Consider the following 19,954-nt stretch of genomic DNA (forward strand, 5'->3'; position numbering starts at 1 on the left):
CTGACAGAGAAGCTTTCCTGCTGCCCTCTGCCTTTGGCTATGAAGCCAAGCTAAAGCGCAGTTGTCTAAAGCCGATAGTTGACATTGAAATAAACCTGTAGGCGCGACGTGGGATCGCCCAAATCATTTAGCTCTACTAGCGGCACGCCGAAATCCAAGCGTGTATCCCACTGGGGGGTTAAGTTCACAATAAAGCCTACCCCTGTCCCCAACAAAAAATTGTCATCGGTCGTTTCGGTTTCATCAAAGCGATTCCACACAGCCCCCATATCGACAAAGGGAGCCACCTGCAGCCGGGGATTGCCGCCTTCGTCTCGCTCCAGCGTAATTCGATCTTCCACTGAAATCCGAAAGCCATTGTCTCCGGCGCGTACATTTTGGCTGTACCCCCGAATTGACTGCCCCCCACCGATAATAAACTGCTCAGACCCCAGCAAGCTGTCGCTGGCAAACTGCACATCTCCTTGCACGATCAACAAATGATCAGAGCCAATAAGCTGTACCCGCTGAATCTGCCCTAGCCAGCTAAAGAACTGGCTGTCTGGATCAGGCGAGTCTGCCAGCGTCGCATTGAACAGATCTACGCCAAAACTAAACTGCGATCGCAGCGCCCAAGCCCCTGATACATCTCGCCGGATATAGTCCTGGCCAAATTGAATCAAGCTTACCCGGCTATCTTGCTGAATCAGATCCGCAATCAGGGTTTCGCCGTCGCGGTGCCGCAGCCCCAAAGATAGGGCGAGTTCTTCTCGCGGTGTCCGAATCAAGGGTTGGCGAAAACTGGCTTCGTAGACATCCGCCGAACCCCGCACGTTCAGGGCAAAACCAATTGAATCTTCATCAACAATTTTGAAACGGCTAGGGGCAAAACGTAGCTGTAAAGTCCCATTCATCGCATTGAGCGGCACCCGGTAGCCCAATTCATACACCTCAGAACCCGTTTGGCTAGAAAGATAAGCCGAAGTAAATAGCTCATCGCCTAAGCCTGCTGGGTTGCGATAGCGAATGTCAGCACTGATGCGTTCTTCACCGACGCTGGTCGGCGAGTAATTATCTGCCGATAGCTCAACGGCTAAGGCTTCTGCTTCATCAACCCGTACGATCAAAATGCTCTCTCCTGGCCCTGCCCCTGCCCGCAGGCTCGCCTCAACGTTGTCAAATAGCGGATCAGCCCGCAGCAGCCGTAGCTGATCTTCGAGTTTGGCCTGGTTGAGCGGTTGCGTACCCGCTAAGGCAACGCGATCGCGCACATAGCGCCGTAGTCGATCTGTTCCCTCCACTTGAATCTCGGCTAGTCGCCCTTCAATAACCGTGATTTGAACAACGCCATCGGTAACGGTCTGGTTGGGCAAAATGGCACGCGAAGTAATGTAGCCCGCCTGTAGGTAAAGGGTGGTAACGGCATCGGCTGCGCGTTGCAGTTCAGCTAAAGTGAGCGACTGATTTTCAAACGGAGCGATCGCTGATTCTAGCGTGGCCGCATCAAAGACCGTACTCCCGCTGACTTGAATCTCAGTGACATCAACCCGAATTGTTTCAGGGGCATCCGGTGTCGCTGGCGGCGGGGCTGGTTGCGGAGTCAGCGGTTCTGCTGGCGGCAGCGGTTCTGGGGGCGGTAAAGGCTGGGGAAAGCGATCGCGCTCTGGCGTTAGCTGGCTCACCTGCGGCCCTGGCGTTGTCGGCAAAGTCTGTAGGGCGGGGGTCGAAGTCAGCAAAGGGGCAAACGCCGCTTCGGGCACAGGCGTAAGCGCAATCGCGGGGGGCTGAGGTGCGATCGCGCTCAGCAGAGCTTCCGTTTCAGGCGCTTCCTCAGCAAAAGTCTCAGCCCCAGCAGACAGCGGTTCTGTTGCTGCCTTGGCAGACCCATAGCCAATTATCAGGCTGAGCAAAGTCGTTGTCCAAGCGGCGGTTTGGTATCTCATGCCCCCTTCCCCACACATCATTGAGCCGTCATCGTTGAGATGGCACGCTGCAGAGACAAGCCCTGTCCCTACGGTTGCAGCATTACCCAAATTATCCTGCCGTTCTCGGCCATATCAGTAAATTCCATGAGGATTTACCCCGTTAGCGCTACCACGGACTGCCCACCAAGGTAAAAGCTGCCCAAAAATACGGATGAGACAGGGTGCCTAAATTTTGCGCCACCGTTTCCGGTAGCGGCAGTTCTCCCCCCGACCAGGCTAACCGACCGCTGGTTACCTGGGTTTCACCCCGCATCATGGCTAACTGGGCTTGCTGCAAAGCAGTGGCTCGAATCGGAGTTGTTCTTAAAGCATCGTAAAATTCCATCATGAAACTGGCTGCGCCTACATCATCCACCAGCCACAAGCTGGCTAAAGCAGTTTTTGCCCCTGTCTGGACGGCTAGCCCCGCAAAGCCTAGCTCAGCTTCTGGATTACCCAAGGCAGTCCGGCAGGCACTTAGTACCAGCAATTCGGCCAGAGGATTGTTGAGCTGTAGCTGGCGAATTTCGCTAAGCTGTACCCGCCGATCCCAAAACTGGATGAATGAATTGTCTAAGCTGCCTTCGTTAAATTCACCGTGGGTTGCCAGATGCAGCAAACTGTAGGGGCGATCGCGCCGCTGAGCCACTAGGCTATCAGCGGTAAATTGCTCGTTTGTTAACGCTTCACCCGGCCAGAGCCGACCTACAATATTGGCTAACTCAATGGCAACAGCTGGTAAATCTGGCAAATCAGCAAAGTCAGCCGTCCCCATGGCCAGTACCTCAGCGCCGCGTACGTCTTGATAGCGCGTGTCGGTCAGGCTAAGGCTGGGCATAAGCGCCACGCTGTACTGCTCAATAATGAAGCCCTGGCCGCTGTGTAAAGCTGCAATCGGCAGCGATCGCAGCCCAGCATCTAACACAAACGAGATATGCTGTACGTTCTGCGCTGCTAGCTCCGCCGCTAGGGGCGCAATAATCCACTGATAGAGTTGCTGAGCCGGGGGCAGGTAGCTGGTGGTGCGGCGACGGGTGCGATCGGTGACTTCGCGCCGGAGCTGGCTGGCAACTTGCAGCATCTGCGATCGCGTCACCTCTGGCAGCCGCACCCGCACCGGATCTTGACCTGGGGTAACCAAAATTAGCTCTAACTGATCGTTGGCTTGCTTGAGTGCATTTTGCTGGGCGGTGGTATTCTCCGCTTTGAGCGCAGTTGCCGCCGCTGATGAGCTAAACAAAACGGCGTTTTCGGTTTCTGGCTGCCCCGGTACCGCCCGACCCACCGGACTGGTGACCTGGCTCAAATTACCTGGGGCGGGGGTAAAAGCCACATAAATGATGGCGGGTGTGGTGCCCGCAGCTTGCACAATTTCTTGGAGTTTTTGCTGGCCTTGATTAACAGATTGAATAGGAACGTCCTCTGTAATGCCGAGGTGCTGGACAAATTCCTGGGTGAAGGCTGTTTCTATATCTACAATTCGTTGAGCCACCCCAGAAGGACTATCTTCATCCGTCGTTAGGATCGGGGTTGAATCTAGGCTCTGCCCCACCTCTAGATCAGCCGTCTGGCAATCTGGCAAACAGGCAACATTGTCAAAATCAAGATTGCTAGGAGTAGGGCGGGGGCTAGGGTTAGGAGCAGGCGGCGGCGGTGGCGGCGCGGCCACCGACTCAATCGAGACGCCGTTGCGAGCGGTGGTAAACAAAATTTCTTCTACCGGGCTGAAGTTAAAAGCGCTAGGGTTATTGGCGATCGCTGCAGCTGAGCCATTTTGACTGGCATCCCCCACGATAAAGGGCACCTCACCCTCGCCCCCATGCCGAATCGTAATCGGCCCGCCATTGCTAGCAACGCTGGCGCTACCGCCCCCAAACTCAAAGCTGCCAGTGGCTCTAAAAAAGCGATCGGGTATGGTTGAAACTAAAATGGCCGCAGCGGTTCCCCCCGTTGCTTCTAGCGTGCTGACTTCAATATCTGCGTTGCTAGAAGCTAGGGTAAGATTGCCCCCTTCAGAAATAACGTTTTGCGCAAAGATGCCCAGCCCCGACCCTGAATTGCCCGTTAGGCTAAGGTTGCTGCCACCTGAGTTAAAGTCAGCCTCAAATTCAATGCCGTTACCGCTGCTGCTCGTCCCCACAAAGTTAATTTGACTGGCTTGAAAAACGCCAGGTTCTACCGCTGGCTCACGGATGAAAATGCCGCTACCGACTGTGCTGTTGCCGTTGAGGGCGATCGTACCGCTACCCGCATCTAGCGTGGCTAATCCACTCAGATCAAGACCCGGTATCCCTGTGCCGTTGAGGATGATCTCACCGTTTTGGCTCAAAAGACTGCCGTTGACGGTAATGCCCGCGCCGCTACCATTGATTCCCGTTAATAAAATGCGGCCATTTAAGCCAGCGTCTAGCGTACCGTCGATCTGGGTAAAGCCGCCCCCCGTGTGTTCGATGGTGCCGCCTTGCGTATTAAGGGTAGCTCCGCTAGCCACAATAAAGTTACTGTTATCCACGGTAAAATTGCCGCCACCCGTGTTGACAGTAAACCCGCTGTCAATCAAGGCTTGATCGGTAGCGGCGATGGTGAAAGCGACATTGCCAGCCCCTGGATTAATCACATTGGCGGCAAACACAACATCGTCAGCCGCTTCTAGACGAAGGGCACCGTCAAGACCACTCAAATCTAAATCGGCGGTAAGGATGATATCAGCATCCTCAAGCGGGGTAAAAGCAGCCGATGTTCGGACGGTGATAGACGTACCCCCGGTTAAAGCACTGCGCAGGGTGTCGATGTTGAGTACGGCGGCGCTGCCAGCGGGGGTAGGGGTAAAAACAGTCGTCGGTGGCGGGTTAATATTTTGATTGCCGCCGACAGCGATTTCAATTTCGGGTGGATCAATGAGCCAGGTGCCGCCTGTACCTAGCGCCGCACTCAGATCAGGCGCAAAGGGAATGTCTAAGACGCCCAAGCTGCTGGTTTCAATCAGGCCGCCATCGCCCCCCAAAGCTCCTCCAACCGCGGCGAGATGACCATAGATGCGCGTTGCCAGATCTGACCAAACAATGATGCGACCGCCATCCCCGTTGCTCAGCGCATTGGCTTGGATCGTTGTGCGATCGCCAACCACCGTTACCGCCGCATTGGGAATATTTTCTTGCCCCTGGTAGCCGCCACCGATACGAATATCACCCCCGCCTGCGGCTCCAGCAGCGTCTACCTGAGCCGCAAGGACGCCTACCGTTTGCCCCAGCAGATTCACGCTACCGCCGACCCCTACCACCGGAGCCGCCACATCGACGGAGCCGCCGACCAATGCCGTTCCCCCTGCCACCGGAGCCGCCACCGCTGAACCGCTCAGCGTAACCGTGCCGTCAGCATTGAGGCGGATGCCCGTGGCGTTGCCCAAGCCGCTGCCAGTGAGCAGGGCTGGTAGGCTGCTGGGAGTCACGCTCTGGGGGTTCGGTAGAACAGCAGCGATCGCCGCATGATTGGCAAGGGTTTCAACCTCTAGGTTCAGCAGCAGCCCCGCATGGCTAATGCGAACAATGTTTTCACCAGGAATTGCGGCGATCGTCACTTCGCCACCCGGAGCCGAAATCGTCCCGGTATTAATGACGCTGCCGCCCAGCAGCATCACTGCTTCACCTGCATTGACCCCCAAGTTTCCGGCATTGACGATGGCACCGGGCGTTGCTGTGGTAAAAGCAAACTGGGTGGGGTCACCCACAAGCGCCCCATACTCGTTAGCGCCAAAGGCGCTAAACCAGCCGCCATTGATAAAGCCAATGCCATCGGCGGTGGTTACCACCAGCGCTGATGGCAGGTCTAAGCGGGCATTGGGGCCAAACAGCACCCCGGCTGGGTTAATCAAATACAGATTGGCCTGACTGCCCGTTATCTGGAGCAAACCATTAATAACAGAAGCTTGGCCGCCGCTGATGCGCCCTAGAATGTTGGCCACCGTAGGGGCAGTCACAAAGTTAGCCGCTTCTGGGGCGCTGAGGTTGAATTCTCGAAAGCTATGAAACAGATTAGCGCCTGAGGCACTACCGCCTGTGATGGTGTAGCGATCGCCGCTTTGATCAACCTGAGTTCCAGTGCCATCAAGCGCAGGCGTTACAGACTGGGCGAGGACAGCCGTAGGCGCTAAGGTCGTAAACGCACACAGTCCTACCCAGTGGGTTAGTCTCTGGGGGAAGAGAAACATAAAGTTAGCTAAGCTTTGAGGATAAGAGAGTTAGGTACCCAAACGGGTATCCCGTTCCAACCCGACACATACTGGTGATTTTTAGCGAGGGTTTAGACAATGCAAGGGAACACCGATTAGGCATCTCGTCGCTGAACAGCAGCCAACACCAGGGTGTAGACAATCTCAGCTACTTATCATAGCGATCAAGTCAAGCCAGCCAGCAGTGTTTTGTGCTGCAAAAGCGAATACCTCATAAGTCTCTTCCCAAGCCCCCTGCACCAAATCCGTAAAGTTACGGATAAGCCCTAAGCAGGAGCCAAAGACAGGAGCCAAAGCAGGAACAGGCAAACAAAGATAAATCAGTGTACTGTGGAAATACTTTGATCCACCTGTAGCAAGAAAGCTGAATTGCGATGGCTAGCCCCAAGAAAAACCCTAAACAAGGCGATCGCGTTGTTTATTCAGAATTTGGAGCATCTGGCTCAGCCGCTTTTGAGCGGGCTATTCCAGAGCAGCCGCCCCATCAGCAAGCAATTAAAGTTGAAGCCAGCCGTAAAGGACGCAAAGGTAAAACCGTTACGGTTATCAGCGGCTTTCAGCTTAAACCTGAAACCTTAAATGCCCTGGCTAAAGAGTTAAAAGCGCTGTGTGGCAGCGGCGGCACCGTCAAAGACAACACCATCGAAATCCAAGGTGATCACGCCCCCAAACTGGTTGCCGCCCTGGTCGCCAAAGGGTACAAAGCCAAACGCAGCGGGGGGTAGTGGGTTTGTAACAGCGCTGGTGCCAATGCGGGGTTAAACAGTGGGGCTTACCGACTTATTCTTTAGAACTGAGCGTTTCAGTTGTCGGTTGCCGTCGCCTCAACCACCACGCGACCCCCACCCAAATACCTAGCAGCAGCAAAACCAAAACGGCAAACTGCCCCGTCCAGTGAACCAGCACAGAGAGAGAAACAACTTGTCCCACGAAGTAAGCAAGGCTGACCATCACAGAGGCCCAGGTTGCCGCGCCAATCAGGTTGCAAATTAAAAATTTAAAGTAAGGCATTCGAGCAATACCCGCAAAAGGGCCAGCAAAAATGCGCAACAGCGCTACAAAGCGACCCAAAATCACGGCTTTGGAGGCATTTTTGCTAAAATCTTCTCGAATTGCAACGAGCTTGGCCTCTTCGATGCCAAAAATTTTGCCCAAACGTGTCAGCAGCGGCCAGCCACCGTAAAACCCAATCCAATAACCAAAATTGTCTCCGAGGATAGCGCCAGCGGTGGCACAGGCCAAAACGTACCAGTAATTGAGTTCTTCTGCGCCAGCTAAAAAGCCACCCACCAAGGTGACGGTTTCACCAGGAATTGGAATTCCAGTATTTTCTAACAAAATTCCTAAGAAAACCGCCCAATAGCCATACTGATGGGCGATCGCTTGAATGGCTTCTAACGAAATAATTTCAGGCGTCATGCCAAGAAGATTAACCAAACATAATCTTTTTCATCTTGGCGCAAATAAAAAGCCTCTGTCAATTTCAGCTAAGTCTAGCTCAGACAGAGGCGCTTAAATTATTAAATTGACCTGCCCTTTTGGCCTTAGTCCAGGCGATCGCCTAAATACTGCCAAAAGAGGGCATCGAACCCGGTTCAGATACAGCAAAACTTGGCAAGTCCAGCCGCTGACTCCGGCGAGTCCGCACAGCCAAACGGTAGCTAACACTTTGCAGTTCAGCTTGAAGCTGACGATTTTCTTGCTGTACTTTGGCAACCTTTTCTTTTACCAGCTTCATTCGTTCAGCAAATTTTTGCCGATAGACCTTAGGCAACTCCTGAACGACCTGCTCTAACATGCGAGAGCGATCGGTTAGCTCTTGGACAGTTTGACGAAGCTGATAAATTTCACTGTCGCGATCTTCAATTTGACCTTGATAAAAGGCAACTTGCTGTTCTACACCCTGAAGTTGCTCTCTTAATGCCCGTACTTCGGCCTGGTGCTGTTCTGACATTTCAGCACTCGGCATAAAGCTGGCGTTGCCTTTTACCAATCGAAAAAGCTCTTGAGAAAGCTGCTGAACCAGCTGATCGCGCATCTGCAGCTCTGCCTGAAGCTGGGCGATTTCTTGCTGATTTTCTGAAAGATTAAGCTGGGCAAACTGAGTCACAGGGCAACTCCATTTTTTGGAACTATCATAAAGGCAACTGCTCAATTCGCCAAGTGATTGTTTGGGCAGCTACACCCACACCAGAAAGTAACTTGGACGACTTAGCCTCTATATGTAAAGGGCAAACCGCACCCCAGACAGCGGTATTTAAAGAAACTTATTCTTTGGTACCGTAGCCCATCTGCTAAAGCAGGTCTTTGCTCCTGCCCGCCAGATGAGCTACTAAAAGGCTATATTATTCTTCCGCTGCTTCGGCCAATGCCTCTTCAGCCAGGATATTTTGCTTCACCGTTAGATATCGAATCACCTCTTCACTGAGGCGCATTGCTCGCTCCAAGGGGGCAATGATGTTGCCAGGGCCTTGGTAGTTCATTTGAATATAAATGCCTTCGCGCTGATCTTGAATTTCGTAGGCTAAGCGTCGCTTGCCCCGATGTTGGGTTTCTAGAATATCAGCCCCTTGCTCTTGGGCAATTGACTGGTATTTATGTATTTCCTGGTCGATCGCTTCATCGTTGAGATCGGGTCGCAGGATATACATGGTTTCATACATGTAGTTCATGACTGAAATTCCTTATGGACAAAAATGGCCTTTCATGTGACAAGAATTGACAGACTCAATAGCAGGCGCGATCGCCAAGAGCCTCAAATCCTGTTATGAAAGGCAAGGCTTTACAATCATAGCAAGAACTAACCAAATAATATGGCGCAACGTTACGTTCGGGTTCAATCTCAAGGGGGGCAACTCCACTATGGCTTGCTACAGCCTGATCAAAGTGTTCAGGTTTTAGATGCGCCGCCTTGGCTGACCGGACAGCTGACAGACTTATATCTGTCTGCTGATAGCTACGTTGTTTTAGCGCCGTGTGCGCCTTCTAAAATTGTGGCTGTCGGCAAAAACTATGCTGAACATGCCGCAGAGATGGGAGGCGATGTGCCTCCAGAGCCGCTGTTGTTTATCAAACCCTCGACCGCTATTGTGGCGGCGGGTTCGGCCATTTTGATGCCGAACTGCTCTAAACGGGTGGATTATGAAGGTGAACTAGCTCTGGTAATTGGCGATCGCTGTGTGGACTGTTCACCCGAAACAGCTCAGTCCAAAATTTGGGGCTATACAATTGCAAACGATGTCACCGCCCGCGATTTACAACGTCAAGATGGGCAGTGGACTCGGGCTAAGAGTTTTGATACGTTTTGTCCACTAGGGCCTTGGATTGTGCGGGAGCTGAGTCCGGGTGCCCGGTTACAAACTTTTTTAAATGATGCCGCCGAACCGATGCAGTCGGCTTTTTTAAGCGATATGGTATTTCCGCCTGAGGTTTTGGTGGCCTATATTAGCCAGATCATGACGTTGCTGCCGGGTGATGTGGTTTTGACAGGTACCCCGGCTGGCACCGGGCCCTTACAAGCAGGCGATCGCGTGCGCATTGAAATTGAGGGAATTGGCTCATTGAGCAATCGGGTACAAGCGCGGCCAGCGATGGTTGTACCCCAAGCAGCGACAGCAGAGGGTGGATAAGCCAACAAGCTATCGTAGAGTTATGCCTTATGAACCCCTTCATCACAAATATCGACCGCAGACATTTGCTCAACTGGTCGGGCAAGCGGCGATCGCCACAACCCTAAGCAACGCCCTTCAGCAAAACCGGATTGCGCCAGCTTATTTGTTTAGTGGCCCAAGAGGAACAGGCAAAACCTCTAGTGCCCGAATTTTGGCTAAGTCGCTGAATTGCTTAAACAGCCCTCAGCCCACCCCAGAACCGTGTGGTACCTGTGAGGTTTGCCGAGCGATCGCCAATGGCTCCGCCCTCGATGTGATTGAAATTGACGCCGCCAGCAACACAGGGGTTGACAACATTCGAGAGCTAATTGAACGTGCTCAATTTGCCCCCGTCCAGTGCCGTCACAAAGTTTATGTCGTTGATGAGTGTCATATGCTCAGCACCGCCGCGTTCAATGCGCTGCTGAAGACCTTAGAAGAACCGCCTGCTCATGTGGTCTTTGTTTTAGCGACTACCGATCCGCAGCGGGTACTACCGACGATTATTTCGCGCTGTCAGCGGTTTGACTTTCGCCGGATTCCGCTGGCTGCTCTGATTGAGCATTTGAGCTGGATTGCAGCTCAAGAAAAAATTGCCATTGCGGACGAAGCCATTCGTTTAGTGGCTCAGATGGCGCAAGGGGGCTTGCGGGACGCTGAAAGTTTGCTCGATCAGCTAAGTTTGCTGGCTGGACAAGTCACAGTTGAGCGCGTTTGGGATTTGGTGGGAGCAGTACCTGAGCAAGATTTGCTGGCTCTGGTGCAGGCGATCGCGGCTGATCAAGCAGCAACCGTTTTAGAGCAGACGCGACAGTTATTAGATCGCGGTCGCGAACCGCTGGTTGTACTGCAAAGTCTGGCCGGATTTTACCGCGACTTGTTGATTGCAAAAACAGCCAGCGATCGCTCAGACTTAGTGGCCGTTACGGCTACCACTTGGGCAGCTATGAAAGCTTTTGGCCAAACCGTAGCGTTACCCTTGCTTTTAACCGGGCAGCAGCATTTGCGACAGGCAGAACTGCAAGTGCGCCATACAACCCAGCCCCGCTTGTGGCTAGAGGTAACCCTTTTGGGGCTATTGCCCTCCACGGCTCAAACAGCCCTTGCTGCCGCCCCAGTTGCTCAGGCTCCAGTCGCTCAGGCTCCAGTTGCCGCTACTCCAAGTCCCGCCCGCCCCTCAGCCCCAGCCAAGACATCCCCACCCGCTACCGATTCTCCCACGGCCAAACCTTCATCCCTCGTTGTCCCTGCTTCTCCTCCGCCAACTCCCGACCCAACGCCATCGCTTGCAACTTCGGAGCCAACCCAGCCCGCCCCTACAGCCCGCCCCCCTGACGGCGATCTCGCCGCCCTTTGGCAAACCGTTATTAATGCCGTGGCTTCCAATGCCACCCAAATGCTGTTGCGGCAATGGGGCTGTTTGCTCAAGTTTGACGGCAAGCAAGCTGAAATTGGCATTACCGAACGCTGGCTCAAAAGTACGAAAGAAGATCGGCTACCCATGATTGAGCAAGCCTTTCAGAAAGCTCAGGGACAAGCGATCGCAGTTAAATTTACCGCCGTTTCCACAGATACCATTCGGGCTTTTCAAGACCGATCAAGTGTCAACAAGCCGACGAGTCATTCGTCTACCACAAGCCCTTTACCAACGCCAACCCCTCAGCCTGCGGCTGAACCATCCTGGCAAACCCACCAAGGGCAGAAAGGGCTAATTTCAGCTGCACCTGCCAAAACGCCTGAAACTGCCCTTAAAACTCAGATACCCACTGATCCAGCCCCACCCCCCCCTGACAGCACTCTACCAGTAGCCCCAGCCCCCCTAAGTTGGCAACCTGAAAGCGACCTCGATCGTGCCGTCAAAAGCTTCGCCCAATTTTTCAACGGACAAGTCGTAAACTTAGACACGGCTGAGTCATCAGCCAATGCCGCCGCCGATCAAACCAGCCCCACAAAGCCGCAGTCCGCCGATCGAGAAGTGCCGTTTTAGCCAAAGGTGGTGCCGTTCCAACCCCACATGGCTCCTTTCGCATCGGCAAACTCAATGTAGGTACGGTTTTGGGGCACCCCCAGCGCTTGTTCCACTTTGGCGCAAAAGGCTTGGCTCATAGTTGCAGTTTTAGCTGCGCCCATAGTGCCGACGCTTTTAATTTCGATATAGCAAACCGGATCGGTTGTTCCGGCAAACGTCATTGGCACATTGCCTTCAAAAGCCGTCATGACGTAAGACTCTGGCTTACCCAACTGCTGAGCCAGGTTAGCTGACAGTTCTTTGAGCATAGCTTCAACCTCAGTTTTGGCAGGCGCAGCAACGGAGGTTTGAACTTTAATCAGCGGCATGGTGCTATGAGAATGTCATCGTAGAGGACAAGGCTATTAAACCATGCCCCTTTTAGGGGTTTCAAACCCAGTGGCCTTAAAGTACCCTAGCCCTGAGCAACGCCGTGGGCAAGCAGCGCAGCTTCCGCAGCGTCGGCACATAGGCGCGTTGATTAAAGACATCGTATTGATTTTCTTCAATCACGTCTAAAATTTTGCGATAGAGCATTAAAGCGGCCCAAACAGGCCAGCGACCATCGGCACTCAGTACGCTGATCCCTTTTTCGGCTTCAGCATAATATTTGCGGGCTCGCCGAATTTGAAACTGCATGAGCGATCGCCAGCGATCGTCAAGAACGCCGTTGAGTAAATCTGCTTCGGTGTAGTCAAAAAGCTGCAAATCTTCCAAAGGTAGGTAGATGCGACCGCGTCGAGCATCTTCGCCAACATCGCGCAGAATATTCGTCAACTGGTTGGCAATGCCTAAAGCAACAGCTTCATCAGCGGGGTAAGGCGATGACTGTTTTTCCGTCCAAGGTGCCGAGTGGTAGCTAGGATCAACCCCCATAACCGCCGTAGACATCAACCCCACCGTGCCTGCCACTCGATAGCAGTAAAGGTGCAGTTCTTCAAAGGTTTTGTAGCGGGCGCGATAAAGATCCATCCGCTGGCCAGCAATCATGTCTCGAAACGGCTGAATGTCTTGAGGGAACTTTTCCAGCGTGTCTACCAGGGCAATGTCGGCATCTTCTACCGGATGGCCAGCAAAAATAGACTCTAGCTGAGCTTCCCAGCGATCGAGAGTTTCTTCTGTGGTAAATCGCGCTTGCGGCCCATCTACTAGCTCATCTGTGCGGCGGCACCAAACATAAATCGCCCAAATTGCCCTCCGCTTGGCCTCCTGCATCAGCAGTGTCCCTAAGTAGAAGGTTTTTGAATATTCAGCGGTAATTTGACGACAAAGCTCGTAGGCTTCTGTTAAGGAAGCGAGCGATCGCCGAGAGGGAGATTCAGAAAGTTGCAGCATCAATATCCCGAGCAGGAGAATGGACAGTGTCGCAATCAGCCACCAGCACTGACAATAGCTAACAAAATCAAGGAATCTGGCGCAACTGTCAACACAGGTATAGATGTATCAGCATGAGCGCTAGTGCTGCCGTCATGAGCTGCCTAGAGGCTGCAATTCTGGTTTGATGCCCTCTCCAGGAGCGACTTGCTGGTTGGTGACAATTGCCTGAGCAGCGAGTTTACCTGAAAGCACAGCCCCTTCCATGCTGCCTAAATAGCGTTGCATCGTGTAGCTGCCTGCCAGGTAAAAATTGGCAATCGGCGTCTCTTGAGAAGGCCGATAAGCCTGCCGTCCAGGAATTGCTTTATAGACCGATCGGGGGGTTTTCACCACCTGATACTTCAATAGTTTAGCCGGATTCGCGCTGCCAAAATGGTGGGGAAAAAGATTCTGTAGCTCTTTCAAGGTAGCGTCAACAATGTCTGCGTCACTGCGATCAATCCAGTCTTGAGCCGGAGCCAGTACCAGCTCTAGCATTGAGCGATCGGGATTGGCGTACTCGCGACAGGTGTTACTCATATCGGCGTAGACGCTGAGCAAATCTGAGCGAGAGAACAATAGCTGGTCAATATCTGTCAGTTTGCGGTCAAACCATAAGTGCAAGTTGATTACAGGCACCCCTTCTAAGCCTTCTAGCTTTTGGAAAAACGGCATTGCTTTCCAGGGAGCCGGGGTCAATACTTTCATCACGTCAACCGAAACCGCGCCGACGTAAACATCTGCGGTAATGACTTCATCATCAGCCCCGTTGAGTCCCCGGATCAAAAAGCCCTTTACCGTATGGTCTTCGTTAAGCAAAATTTGCTTCAGCGGTTTTTGTAGGTGAACTTCGCCGCCGCGATCGCAAATGTAGTCAACCATGGGCTGGCACAAACGCTCGGTCGGTGAACCGTCTAAGAAGGCAATTTTAGAGCCGTAGCGCTCTTGCAAAAAGCGATTGAGCGCTGTCAGCGGAATAGTAGCGGAAACTTCGTCTGGATTGATAAAGGTCAGGGCTTTGGATGCGGCAATAAAAATATCGGTATTAACCCGCTCATCTACCCCTTGTCGCCTTAGCCACTCTAGCAACGAGTATTGATCCATGTCTTCAACGTATTTCTGCCCGCGCACGACTGCTGGCAGCAGACCCACCGCAAAGCGGATCTTTTGGTTCCAACTCAACATGTCGTTGTTGCGCAGAATCGACATGATGACGTTGACTGGGGCTGGTATATCGGGCACATCAAAGCGAGACAGCACCCCAGGCTTGTCAGGCTGATTGAAAATCAGCGTGTGCTCTTTCCATTGCAGGTGATCCTCAATGCCCAGCTCTTTAAGGAGCTGTAGCATGTTGGGATAAGCCCCAAAAAAGGCGTGCAAACCTGTTTCGTACCAGTCTCCATCTTCGTCTTTCCAGGCGGCCACCAAGCCACCTAGAACATCTCGGCTTTCTAACAAAACAGGGGTATGTCCGGCATCCACCAGGTACTTTGCACAGGCAAGACCTGCTAGACCCGCTCCCGCGATCGCAACGCGCATGAACTGCTCAACCTCTTCTGCGGCTTTACTTCAACTTCATACATGTCCCTTTATTATGTTGCAAAGCGTTACATTGCGCTAGCCAATTGACCTAACATAAAGTTCGGCAGTCTCTCGTCAAGTCGATAGGATAGGGATATCATAGGAGACTCGGCAAAATTGCCAGAAACTGTCAGTTATTAACGCTAGGCTCAAAATAGGGGCAGGCGGGCTTAGAACGATTACGCTTGGCAGGCTTAACAATGGTTGGAATACGGGGGTTAGCTCGTGCAAAAGACTAACTTTGATTTTTTGGTTCACTCAGATCCGGCGATCGCTCAAATTCTGCAGCGGGAACTCCAGCGTCAGCAGGCGCACTTAGAGTTAATTGCCAGCGAAAATTTTACGTCGCCCGCAGTCATGGCCGCTCAGGGGTCGGTGCTAACCAACAAGTATGCTGAGGGGCTACCCGGCAAGCGCTACTATGGCGGTTGCCAGTTTGTTGACGAAGCAGAAACCTTAGCAATTGAGCGAGCGAAGGAGCTATTCGGGGCGGCTCACGCCAATGTGCAGCCCCATTCAGGGGCACAGGCTAACTTTGCCGTCTTTTTGGCACTGTTGCAGCCCGGTGACACGATCATGGGCATGGATCTTTCCCACGGCGGTCACCTGACCCACGGTTCGCCCGTTAACGTATCGGGTAAGTGGTTTGAGGTGCAGCATTACGGGGTCAGCCCTGATACCGAGCAGCTAGACTATGACCAAATTCGAGATCTAGCCCTACAGCATCGGCCTAAGCTGATGATCTGTGGCTATTCGGCTTATCCCCGCACGATTCATTTTGATAAATTTCGGGCGATCGCTGACGAAGTAGGCGCTTATTTACTGGCCGACATTGCTCATATTGCTGGGCTAGTGGTCACAGGTCATCATCCCAACCCTGTCCCCTACTGCGACGTTGTTACCACCACTACTCACAAAACCTTGCGCGGCCCTCGCGGAGGACTCATTTTGACGCGGGATGCCGAACTGGGCAAAAAGTTGGACAAAGCCGTTTTTCCCGGCAGCCAGGGGGGGCCGCTAGAGCATGTCATTGCCGCTAAAGCGGTCGCTTTTGGAGAAGCGCTACGGCCTGATTTCAAAACTTATTCAGCCCAGGTGATTGAAAACGCTCAGGCGCTAGCTGCTCAACTACAACAGCGCGGCTGCAAAACAGTTTCTGGAGGAACAGACAACCATCTGGTTTTGGTTGATCTGCGCTCTGTCGGCATGACGGGCAAGCGGGCTGATCAGCTTGTTAGCGAAGTCAACATCACCGCTAACAAAAACACAGTGCCCTTCGATCCAGAATCGCCGTTTGTCACCAGCGGTCTGCGGTTAGGGTCGCCAGCGATGACGACGCGCGGCCTAGGGGCAGCAGAGTTCACAGAGATTGCTGACATTATTGCCGATCGACTTTTGCAACCTGAAGACGTAGCCGTCACCCAAAACTGTCGGCAACGAGTGGCTCAGCTTTGCGATCGCTTTCCGCTCTATCCCCATCTAACGGGCTTGGTACCCGCCTTAACCTAAAAATTTAGCGGCTGAAAAAGCCAAAATTTTTCCCATCTTTAGACAATCCATGCAAACAATCTGTGTCAGGCCCGTTTTCAGGGTTTACAATCTGTCATAGTTTGCATGGATTTTTTGTAGATAACTGTTGAGTTAAGCGATCGCATTCCTGTACACTCTGGCTGACTCTTGTAAGATTCGTAAGCCCTTTTAGAAAGCCGTCAGATGCACTCCCAGCTGTATCATCTCTTAGCCTTTGTTATCTCCGCCATTGTCGTTTTGTTGGTGACGCCCATCGTCAAACGAATTGGCCTCAAAAGTGGACGTGTGGATCTACCCGGAGGTCGAAAGGTTCACAGTCAGCCAATGGTTCGACTGGGTGGGGTTTCTATTTTTGTCGGCACCTTAGTGGCTCTACTGATTGTTTGGGGAACAGGTGGATTTATCGACTCTACCGGACAACCCCTAGGCCCCACCCACGAATATGAGATCTGGGGCGTCACTATTGGTGGACTGGCTTTTTTCCTGATTGGCCTGATGGATGATCTCTTTGGTCTATCGGCTTTAAGCCGCTTGTTTATGCAAGCAGTGGTTGCAGCCCTGGCTTGGCATGTAGGCGTTAGCATTGATTTTTTGACCATTCCGGCAATGGGTTTGGTATCTTTGCCCATTTGGGTTAGCTTGCCAGTCACCATTGTTTGGTTAGTGGGCATGGCCAATGCCATCAACTGGATAGACGGGTTAGACGGGCTAGCTGCGGGTGTTTCTGGCATTGCCGCCGTCATTATGCTAATTGTCAGCCTGTTTATGAATCAGCCCGCTGCCGCCTTAATCGCTGCGGCAGTCGCAGGGGGCGCTTTGGGCTTTTTACGCTACAACTTCAACCCAGCCCAAATTTTTATGGGCGATGGCGGCGCTTATTTTATGGGCTTTACGCTGGCGGGGGTCGGCGTTATTGGTTTAGTCAAAAGCGTGACAACAGCAGCGGTTTTTTTGCCGTACCTGATTTTGGCCGTCCCCATTTTAGACATGTCAGCCGTCATTTTTGATCGCCTGCGCTGTGGCAGTTCGCCATTTGTAGCTGACAAACGGCATTTGCACCACCGCTTACTCAATGCGGGGCTGTCTCATCGATTCACTGTCTTATTTATTTATACGCTAACGCTCTGGGTCGGCAGTTTGGCCTTGGCCTTTTCGGGCATGCCCAGCGGCGGAGCCTATGCCGTCGGCGCTACGGTTTTACTCAGCTATACAGGGTGGAAAGTCAGACAGCTTTCGCGTCAGTAAGGGTAAACATAGGGTCGAATCATGGTTTTGGCGGTAAAGGCGTGAAAGGTTTTCGTCACGGTGCCTCCCCGCCGCAGGGCGATAGTAGCCGTTTCTTCTATGCCAGCAAAGTAAGGGCGATAAGCCGCTAAAATTTCTGGCTGCTGATAAAATTGGTCGCTGGTGAGGTACAAAGCTGTTTTGCCTAACCACTGAGCCGGGTCATACCAGAAGGCAAAGCCGCGCGGATCTGGAGAAAAAACGGTGACGGGAACTGACGTTAGAGGGCGTATGGCCATATCGATATAGCCAGCCAGGAAAAGATCGTTAGTAAAAACGAAGTCTGTGTTTTTGAGGGCGGCTGTGAGTTCTGGGGAAGCCGCAAAAGCCTGATGCAGCGATCGCGGGTCGATTAAGGCAGTAGTTGGATCTTGCGGCGGCGGCACAAATCCGCCCAACAGCGCATACTGGCTCGGCTGCTGAAAAATACCCAAGTTAACGTGCAGCGAGACGAGGAGTAACAGGCTAGCGCCGCTAAGTCCGGTACCTACTAGCCAGCGGCGCAATGTATGCCCTCGCCAGTGGCTAGCTTCTTCTGCTAGCAATATGGTTATTCCCCAAAAGCCGGGGGCGGGCCAGCCAGGTAAAATCGGCTGAGCGCCGCCCAATAAGGTAAAGCCCAGCATAATCGGTAACGATACCCAGAGAATCAAAGCTTTTTTATCGAGTTGCCAGATCTCTACCGAGGGCTTTGGGCTAAAGCGCTGGCGTTGTTGCCAAAGCGATCGCCCTGCCACCCCCCACAGCGGCCAGCCAATGGTTGGAAATAAATAGCCCAGTTCCATCAGCAAAACGCCGAGCAAGCTTAAAAGCGAATAGCCACTTGCCTCAGACGTTTCAAACCGCATTGAAAGCTGAAACTGAAATGAAATCCAGTCGTGCTGCAAATTCCAAAACCACAGGGGAAATAGGGTGGCAACAAACAGGACTAAGGCAGCAAGCGTCCAAGGCGAAGTTAAAGCTTTGCGGTAAGCAGCCTGACTCAGGCAAAAACCAACCAATCCTAGCCCTAAAACAAAGCCATGATATTTGCCCAAGCAGGTAAGCCCCAGCAAAACACCCAGTCCGGCAATCCGCCAGCTTGGGCGATAAACAGCAGCGCGATCGCCTTGATTAGGAAAAAATTCTAGCGTGGCTAAATAAAGAGTGGCCGTCCAAAAAAAGATCAGCGGATTTTCTGGTGAAGTTAGTAGACCAAAGCCGACGGTAAAAAGGGGCGTCACTGTCGCGATCGCTACAGCTAGAAGTCCTACCTGCTGATCAAACAAGCGTTTAGCCGTGAGATAGAGCCAGCCCAAGCTGCCCGTGTACAACAGCAGAGCGCCTATCCGAATGGTAAAAGGAGAAATCAGCCCCGTTAGCTGCCAGCCTAGCCGGGTGGAAAAGGCAACTAGCAAAGGATGGTCGAAATAACTCCAGTGCAGATGCCGACTGTAGAGATAGTAATAAGCCTCGTCAAAACCGGGTGATAGAAGATAAGCACAGATACTGCGAAACAGCAGTCCGCCCAGCAGTAAATACGCCAAATTTGCGGTCTGTTGCCCTCGTTTTTGCCAGCGAAAAGCCTTTGCCATAAAGGCATAGTACCGCAATCAGGCATTCTGGCTCTGATGACAAAAACGGCCTGAGCTTTAGCTCAATTGGCTTGGCTTAGCCAAAACGCTTCAGCCCGATTGCCAGTCCAGCAAATATTAAAAATCCTGACAAGCCTAAGGGTTCTGGTACTGACGCGATCGGTTCAGTCGAGCCAAACGTACCTGCAAAATTATCAATAATGAAGCGGCCAAAATCGCTGCTAAAGTTAAACTCCCCATAAGCTGCGGTACCAGAAAAACTAACAGCCATTTCACCTTCTGGAAAATTGCTGCTGCCAAGCGCTGTATCAGTAAACAGTCCTGACACCTGTGTAGAAGCCAGCAGACTATCGGCTGCATTAAACAGGCTAAACGAGGCAAAGGTAGCTGGCCCTTCAGTCAGACTGTTTAAGGCAAAACCAAACCGAATAGAATCAACAGCGCCGTTTAGAAATTCAACCCTGAGATCGGGATTAAGCAAAGAGGTTCCTTCTAAACCGGGTTCTTCTACAAAGTTTTGATTCAATCCCGGCCCTACAGTTCTGAAACCCAACACATCTGTCGTGCTGAAGATAACATCGTCAATGCCATCGCCATCGCCATCAAAACCAAACGATGTTTCGTCTTCAACCAAATCGTCAAAAGTGATGATGGCAGCTTCAACCATCGCCACGTTCAAGCCTGAAGCTAAGACAGCACCTGTCACCAAAACCGCAATTTTTGAAGGGGACATAGTAGCTCCATAGATATTGAAGAAGGCTCTATGAGGCTATTATGGATCCTTTGATCAAAAAAGCCGT

At 52.4% G+C, this 19,954-nt stretch carries 15 protein-coding genes; 5 read left to right on the forward strand and 10 right to left on the reverse strand.

The genetic code is table 11. The annotated features are described in order from the left end of the window. Positions 1-65: 65 nt before the first annotated feature. Positions 66-1,922, reverse strand: coding sequence for a ShlB/FhaC/HecB family hemolysin secretion/activation protein (locus ACTS3T_RS04510; protein WP_377963936.1), 1,857 nt, complete (start codon positions 1,920-1,922; stop codon positions 66-68). A 148-nt stretch (positions 1,923-2,070) separates the two neighbouring features. Beyond that, positions 2,071-6,150, reverse strand: coding sequence for a CHAT domain-containing protein (locus ACTS3T_RS04515; protein ID WP_377963938.1), 4,080 nt, complete (start codon positions 6,148-6,150; stop codon positions 2,071-2,073). A gap of 395 nt (positions 6,151-6,545) precedes the next feature. On the opposite strand from ACTS3T_RS04515, the gene ACTS3T_RS04520 reads away from it, so the two are divergent. Beyond that, a complete protein-coding gene (locus tag ACTS3T_RS04520) occupies positions 6,546-6,896 on the forward strand; it encodes a translation initiation factor (protein ID WP_377963940.1) in 351 nt (116 codons plus the stop codon). Between the two features lie 55 nt (positions 6,897-6,951). On the opposite strand, the gene ACTS3T_RS04525 is transcribed toward ACTS3T_RS04520, so the two are convergent. The 3 genes from ACTS3T_RS04525 to rpsF all read right to left on the reverse strand — a co-directional run bounded on the left by ACTS3T_RS04525 (position 6,952) and on the right by rpsF (position 8,843). Next, positions 6,952-7,590 carry a DedA family protein gene (locus ACTS3T_RS04525; RefSeq protein ID WP_377963985.1) on the reverse strand — a complete coding sequence of 213 codons (639 nt, stop codon included), beginning with the start codon at positions 7,588-7,590 and terminating at the stop codon, positions 6,952-6,954. A gap of 142 nt (positions 7,591-7,732) precedes the next feature. Then, positions 7,733-8,281, reverse strand: a complete 549-nt coding sequence (locus ACTS3T_RS04530; protein WP_377963942.1) for an Npun_F5560 family protein — start codon at positions 8,279-8,281, stop codon at positions 7,733-7,735. A 235-nt stretch (positions 8,282-8,516) separates the two neighbouring features. After that, the gene (rpsF, locus tag ACTS3T_RS04535) at positions 8,517-8,843 is read right to left on the reverse strand and encodes a 30S ribosomal protein S6 (protein WP_377963944.1); all 327 of its coding nucleotides are present in this window, start codon (positions 8,841-8,843) and stop codon (positions 8,517-8,519) included. 141 nt (positions 8,844-8,984) lie between these two features. Between rpsF and ACTS3T_RS04540 the strand changes: the two genes are divergently transcribed. Together ACTS3T_RS04540 and ACTS3T_RS04545 are read left to right on the forward strand one after the other, a co-directional pair. Beyond that, positions 8,985-9,800: a fumarylacetoacetate hydrolase family protein gene (locus tag ACTS3T_RS04540; protein WP_377963946.1), complete on the forward strand. Its 816-nt coding sequence runs from the start codon at positions 8,985-8,987 to the stop codon at positions 9,798-9,800. A gap of 22 nt (positions 9,801-9,822) precedes the next feature. Next, a complete protein-coding gene (locus tag ACTS3T_RS04545; RefSeq protein ID WP_377963948.1) occupies positions 9,823-11,808 on the forward strand; it encodes a DNA polymerase III subunit gamma/tau in 1,986 nt (661 codons plus the stop codon). Here ACTS3T_RS04545 and ACTS3T_RS04550 read toward each other — a convergent pair. The 3 genes from ACTS3T_RS04550 to pds all read right to left on the reverse strand — a co-directional run bounded on the left by ACTS3T_RS04550 (position 11,805) and on the right by pds (position 14,724). Further along, a complete protein-coding gene (locus ACTS3T_RS04550; protein ID WP_377963950.1) occupies positions 11,805-12,158 on the reverse strand; it encodes a phenylpyruvate tautomerase MIF-related protein in 354 nt (117 codons plus the stop codon). The two genes, ACTS3T_RS04545 and ACTS3T_RS04550, sit on opposite strands and share 4 nt — an antisense overlap. A gap of 76 nt (positions 12,159-12,234) precedes the next feature. Beyond that, complete coding sequence (gene crtB, locus ACTS3T_RS04555) at positions 12,235-13,164, reverse strand: 15-cis-phytoene synthase CrtB (protein ID WP_377963952.1); 930 nt, start codon at positions 13,162-13,164, stop codon at positions 12,235-12,237. A 132-nt stretch (positions 13,165-13,296) separates the two neighbouring features. Continuing rightward, positions 13,297-14,724, reverse strand: coding sequence for a 15-cis-phytoene desaturase (gene pds, locus ACTS3T_RS04560; RefSeq protein ID WP_377963954.1), 1,428 nt, complete (start codon positions 14,722-14,724; stop codon positions 13,297-13,299). Between the two features lie 267 nt (positions 14,725-14,991). Here pds and glyA point away from each other — a divergent pair, with 267 nt between their 5' ends. Further along, on the forward strand, positions 14,992-16,275 hold the full coding sequence (gene glyA / locus ACTS3T_RS04565) for a serine hydroxymethyltransferase (protein ID WP_377963956.1): 1,284 nt from the start codon (positions 14,992-14,994) through the stop codon (positions 16,273-16,275). A 204-nt stretch (positions 16,276-16,479) separates the two neighbouring features. Further along, entirely contained in the window at positions 16,480-17,541 is a 1,062-nt protein-coding gene (locus ACTS3T_RS04570) for a glycosyltransferase family 4 protein (RefSeq protein ID WP_377963958.1), read from the forward strand. Here ACTS3T_RS04570 and ACTS3T_RS04575 read toward each other — a convergent pair. Beyond that, positions 17,535-19,154: an ArnT family glycosyltransferase gene (locus ACTS3T_RS04575; protein ID WP_462934814.1), complete on the reverse strand. Its 1,620-nt coding sequence runs from the start codon at positions 19,152-19,154 to the stop codon at positions 17,535-17,537. The genes ACTS3T_RS04570 and ACTS3T_RS04575 overlap by 7 nt on opposite strands. A 76-nt stretch (positions 19,155-19,230) precedes the next feature. Further along, a complete protein-coding gene (locus ACTS3T_RS04580) occupies positions 19,231-19,887 on the reverse strand; it encodes a PEP-CTERM sorting domain-containing protein (RefSeq protein ID WP_377963962.1) in 657 nt (218 codons plus the stop codon). Positions 19,888-19,954 lie beyond the last annotated feature (67 nt).

The sequence above is a fragment of the Almyronema sp. genome (assembly GCF_052168255.1).
GTDB lineage: Bacteria > Cyanobacteriota > Cyanobacteriia > Phormidesmidales > Phormidesmidaceae > Sphaerothrix > Sphaerothrix epifaneia.

What these genes read in the sequence shown, in the direction of transcription:
- ACTS3T_RS04520 (WP_377963940.1), top strand. Translation starts at nt 6,546, where the DNA reads ATGGCTAGCCCCAAGAAAAACCCTAAACAAGGCGATCGCGTTGTTTAT.
- ACTS3T_RS04510 (WP_377963936.1), bottom strand. Translation starts at nt 1,922, where the DNA reads ATGAGATACCAAACCGCCGCTTGGACAACGACTTTGCTCAGCCTGATA.
- ACTS3T_RS04570 (WP_377963958.1), top strand. Translation starts at nt 16,480, where the DNA reads ATGCACTCCCAGCTGTATCATCTCTTAGCCTTTGTTATCTCCGCCATT.
- ACTS3T_RS04580 (WP_377963962.1), bottom strand. Translation starts at nt 19,887, where the DNA reads ATGTCCCCTTCAAAAATTGCGGTTTTGGTGACAGGTGCTGTCTTAGCT.
- ACTS3T_RS04515 (WP_377963938.1), bottom strand. Translation starts at nt 6,150, where the DNA reads ATGTTTCTCTTCCCCCAGAGACTAACCCACTGGGTAGGACTGTGTGCG.
- ACTS3T_RS04525 (WP_377963985.1), bottom strand. Translation starts at nt 7,590, where the DNA reads ATGACGCCTGAAATTATTTCGTTAGAAGCCATTCAAGCGATCGCCCAT.
- ACTS3T_RS04545 (WP_377963948.1), top strand. Translation starts at nt 9,823, where the DNA reads ATGCCTTATGAACCCCTTCATCACAAATATCGACCGCAGACATTTGCT.
- ACTS3T_RS04550 (WP_377963950.1), bottom strand. Translation starts at nt 12,158, where the DNA reads ATGCCGCTGATTAAAGTTCAAACCTCCGTTGCTGCGCCTGCCAAAACT.
- ACTS3T_RS04575 (WP_462934814.1), bottom strand. Translation starts at nt 19,154, where the DNA reads ATGGCAAAGGCTTTTCGCTGGCAAAAACGAGGGCAACAGACCGCAAAT.
- rpsF (WP_377963944.1), bottom strand. Translation starts at nt 8,843, where the DNA reads ATGAACTACATGTATGAAACCATGTATATCCTGCGACCCGATCTCAAC.
- crtB (WP_377963952.1), bottom strand. Translation starts at nt 13,164, where the DNA reads ATGCTGCAACTTTCTGAATCTCCCTCTCGGCGATCGCTCGCTTCCTTA.
- ACTS3T_RS04540 (WP_377963946.1), top strand. Translation starts at nt 8,985, where the DNA reads ATGGCGCAACGTTACGTTCGGGTTCAATCTCAAGGGGGGCAACTCCAC.
- pds (WP_377963954.1), bottom strand. Translation starts at nt 14,724, where the DNA reads ATGCGCGTTGCGATCGCGGGAGCGGGTCTAGCAGGTCTTGCCTGTGCA.